Annotated in this window: 4 protein-coding genes; all 4 read right to left on the reverse strand. The window is 67.6% G+C overall.

The genetic code is table 11. From position 1 onward, the window contains the following. Positions 1-110: 110 nt before the first annotated feature. From AC1RLW_RS31365 to AC1RLW_RS31380, 4 genes are read right to left on the reverse strand one after another with little or no spacing between them, the layout of a single operon-like run. The gene (locus tag AC1RLW_RS31365) at positions 111-1,106 is read right to left on the reverse strand and encodes an ABC transporter ATP-binding protein (RefSeq protein WP_493196284.1); all 996 of its coding nucleotides are present in this window, start codon (positions 1,104-1,106) and stop codon (positions 111-113) included. Beyond that, positions 1,103-2,140: an ABC transporter ATP-binding protein gene (locus AC1RLW_RS31370; RefSeq protein WP_493196285.1), complete on the reverse strand. Its 1,038-nt coding sequence runs from the start codon at positions 2,138-2,140 to the stop codon at positions 1,103-1,105. Before AC1RLW_RS31370 ends, AC1RLW_RS31365 begins: the two co-directional genes overlap by 4 nt. Continuing rightward, positions 2,140-2,979: an ABC transporter permease gene (locus AC1RLW_RS31375; RefSeq protein ID WP_493196286.1), complete on the reverse strand. Its 840-nt coding sequence runs from the start codon at positions 2,977-2,979 to the stop codon at positions 2,140-2,142. Before AC1RLW_RS31375 ends, AC1RLW_RS31370 begins: the two co-directional genes overlap by 1 nt. Positions 2,980-2,982: 3 nt before the next feature. Further along, positions 2,983-3,882, reverse strand: a complete 900-nt coding sequence (locus AC1RLW_RS31380; protein WP_493196287.1) for an ABC transporter permease — start codon at positions 3,880-3,882, stop codon at positions 2,983-2,985. Positions 3,883-3,884 lie beyond the last annotated feature (2 nt).

Raw genomic sequence — 3,884 nt, forward strand, 5'->3', positions numbered from 1 at the left:
GGCGGCGCCGACTTCGCTGCGCAGGCGCGGCGGCTGGGTGCGCGGGTAGCCCTTGAAACGGTCGCTCAGCAGCGGGTCGATGAAATCGTGTGTCGAGGAAGAAATGTCGGTCATGGTCGTGCAACGGCGATGTGGGAGAGCAGTTCTTTGCGGATGCAGGCGCTGTAGTGTGCGGGGGAAATCTCATCCAGGCTGGGTACCGTCTGCGCACAGGCCTCGATGGCGTGCGGGCAGCGCGTGCGGAACACGCAGCCCGAGGGCGGCGAGATCGGGCTGGGAATGTCGCCCTTCAGTGCGATGCGCTCGGTGGCCAGCTCGGGGTCGGGCTTCGGGCTCGCAGCCAGCAGCGCCTGGGTGTAGGGGTGCGAGGGGTTCGCGAACAGTTCCTCGGTGGTGGCGACTTCCATCACCTTGCCCAGGTACAGCACCACCACGCGGTCGCACAGGTACTCGACCACATCCAAGTCGTGCGAGATGAAGAGCATGGTCAGGCCCAGGCGTTCGCGCAGGTCGGCCAGCAGGTTGATGACCTGCGACTGGATGGACACGTCCAGCGCCGACAGCGGCTCGTCGGCCACGATGAACTCGGGCTCCACGGCCAGCGCGCGCGCCACGCCGATGCGCTGGCGCTGGCCGCCCGAGAACTCGTGCGGGAAGCGGCTCGCATGCTCGGGGCGCAGGCCCACGGTCTCCAGCAGTTCGGCAATGCGTTTGTCGCGCGCGGCTGCGCCCTTGTGCAGGCCGTGCGTGGACAGCGCCTCGCCCAGGATGGCGCTGATGCGCATCTTCGGGTTCAAGCTGGCGTACGGGTCCTGGAAGATGATCTGCAGCTTGCTGCGCAGCTTGCGCATGCGCTCACCGGAAAGATCGCCGATGTCGTCGCCGCGGTACAGCACCTGGCCCTCGGTGCGCTCGACCAGCCGCAGCACGGTGCGCCCGATGGTGCTCTTGCCCGAGCCCGATTCGCCGACCAGGCCCAGCGTCTCGCCGGGCTGGATCGCGAAGGACACGTCGTCCACCGCGCGCACGGGGCGCTCGCTGCTGCCGAAGTATTTTTTAAGACCTCGGACTTCGATGAGGGGAGAGGAAGAAGAAACAGCGGTCATGCGACCCTCGCGAGTTGGGCATCGGGCTGCACACGAATGCAGCGGGCCTGGCGGTCCTGGCGGATGTCGATGAGCGGCGGCATGGCGTCCTTGCAGCTTGCCAGCGCCTGGTCGCAGCGCGGCTCGAAAGCACAGCCCGGCGGCGGTGCCAGCGGGCTCGACACCTGCCCGCGAATGGCGAACAGCCGCTTGGGCTTGGGCTGCCCCGGCTGGCGCGCCTTGCCCGGCAGGCAGGCCAACAGGCCCTGCGTGTACGGATGCTCGGGCTGCGCGAAGAGCGGGCGCACGGGCGCACGCTCGACCACGCGGCCCGAGTACATGACGACCACGTCGTCGGCATGGTGCGCGACCACGCCCAGGTTGTGCGTGATGAACAGGATGCTCATGCCGGTCTCGGCCTGCAGCCGGCGCATCAGCTCCAGGATCTGCGCCTGGATGGTCACGTCCAGCGCGGTGGTGGGCTCGTCGGCGATCAAGAGCGTCGGGTCGCAGGCCATGGCCAGCGCGATCATCACGCGCTGGCGCATGCCGCCCGACAGCTGGTGCGGATACTCGTGGATGCGTTGGGCCGCAGCCGGAATCTCCACCAGCTCGAGCATGCGCAGCGCATGGGCCAAGGCCGCCTTGCGGTCCAGCCCCTTGTGCAGGCGCACGCTCTCGGCGATCTGCTCGCCGATGGTGAAGACCGGGTTCAGGCTGGTCATGGGCTCCTGGAAGATCATCGACAGCTGGTTGCCGCGCAGCGAGCGCATCTCGCGCTCGCCGATCTGCAGCAGGTCGAGTGTCTTGCCTTCGCGCGTGACGAACGAGGCGCTGCCGCTGACCTGTGCGTTGGCGGTCTTGGGCAAGAGGCGCATCAGCGTGAGGCTGGTGACCGACTTGCCCGAACCCGACTCGCCCACCAGCGCGGTGGTCTTGCCGGGCTGGATCGAGAAACTTACATCGGCCACCGAACGGACCAGGCCGTCTTCAGTGGGGAAGCTGGTGCTCAGGTTGGTGACCGTGAGGCGTGGGGTGGTGTTCGCGGTGTTCATCACGAGGTCTTCTTGAGCTTCGGATCGAGCAGGTCGCGCACACCATCGCCCAGCAACTGCAGCGACAGCGCCGTGAAGATGATCGCCAGGCCCGGGAACAGCACGACCCAGAAGGCCTGGTGCGCGTACTGCTGGCTGCCCGCGACCATGGTGCCCCAGGTGGGGATCTCGGGCGGCACGCCGACACCGAGGAAAGACAAACCCGCCTCGGCCAGGATGGCGTAGGCAAAGATGAACGACACCTGCACCAGGATCGGCGACATCAGGTTCGGCAGGATGTGGCGCCACAGGATGCGAGAGGTGCGCACGCCCAAAGCGCGTACGGCCTCCACGAAGAGCAGCTCGCGCACGACCAAGGTCGACGCTCGCACCACGCGTGCGACACGGGGCGTGTAGACCAGCACCAGCGCGAGCACGGTGTTCATCAGCGACGGCCCGAGGATGGCCACCAGCGCGATGGCCAGCAGGATGTCGGGGAAGGACATCATGGCGTCGACCACGCGCATCAGCGGTGCATCGAGGCGGCGGAAGAATCCCGCCATCAAACCCAGCACGGTGCCGGCGATGACCGCGCCCAGCGCCGTGAGCGCCGCAATGGCCAGCGAGTAACGGGCACCGTGCACGATGCGCGAATACATGTCGCGCCCGAGTTCGTCGGTTCCGAGCAGGTGTTCGGCGCTGGGCGCCTTCAGACGCTGCAGCACGGCCGTGTCGCTGGGGTCGGCCGAAGCGAACAATGGCGCACCAACCGCGAGCACGGCAATCACCAGCAGCACCAGGGCGGACACCATCACGATGCGGCGGTGCATCAGCTGGCGGAGCATTCGAGGCATGCGCATCGTTCAGACCTTCACGCGCGGATCGACCACCGCATACAGCAGGTCGATCGAGAAATTGATGAGCACGTAGATCGCGGCAATCACGAGCAGCGCCCCCTGGATGACGGGATAGTCGCGCCGCAGCACGGCGTTGACCACGAGGTTGCCCACGCCCGGCAGGCCGAACACGGTCTCGGTGATGACGGCGCCGCCGATCATGAGTGCGACCGTGAGGCCGATCACCGTGACGATGGGCACCAATGCATTGCGCAGCGCATGCTTGAGCACGACGACCTTCTCGCTCAGGCCCTTGGAGCGCGCGGTGCGCACGTAGTCTTCGCCCAGCACGTCGAGCATCGAGGCGCGCGTGAAGCGGATGATGAGCGCGGAGTTCAGCAGGCCCAGCACGGTGGCCGGCAGCACCAGCGCATGCAGCCGTTCGGCGAAGGGGGCATCGGGCGCGCCGTAGCCCGAGACCGGGAACCAGCCGAAGGACACCGCGAAGATCTGGATCAGCACGATGCCCAGCCAGAAGCTGGGAATGCTGGCGCCCAGCATCGCGATGCCGGTGAAGAACTGGTCGACCACGCGACCGCGGAACACCGCCGAGACGATGCCGCAGGGCACGCCGATGAGCGCGGCGATGGCCACGGCCAGCAGCGCGAGCAAGGTGGTGGGCTCGGCGCGCTCCCACAGCGCCTGCGTGACCGGGCGCTGCAGGAAGATCGAGGTGCCCAGGTTGCCCTGCAGCACTTCGCGCAGCCAGTAGCCGAACTGCACGGGCAGCGGCTTGTCCAGGCCGTAGTCCTTTTGCACGCGGGCGATGTCGGCGGCGGTGGCCTGGTCGCCCAGCAGCACGGAGATCGGGTCGCCCGAGGCGGCGCGCGTGAGCACGAAGACCAGCACGGCCACCAGCGCCAGCACGA

This window comes from Variovorax sp. GW822-FHT04A09 (assembly GCF_058801005.1).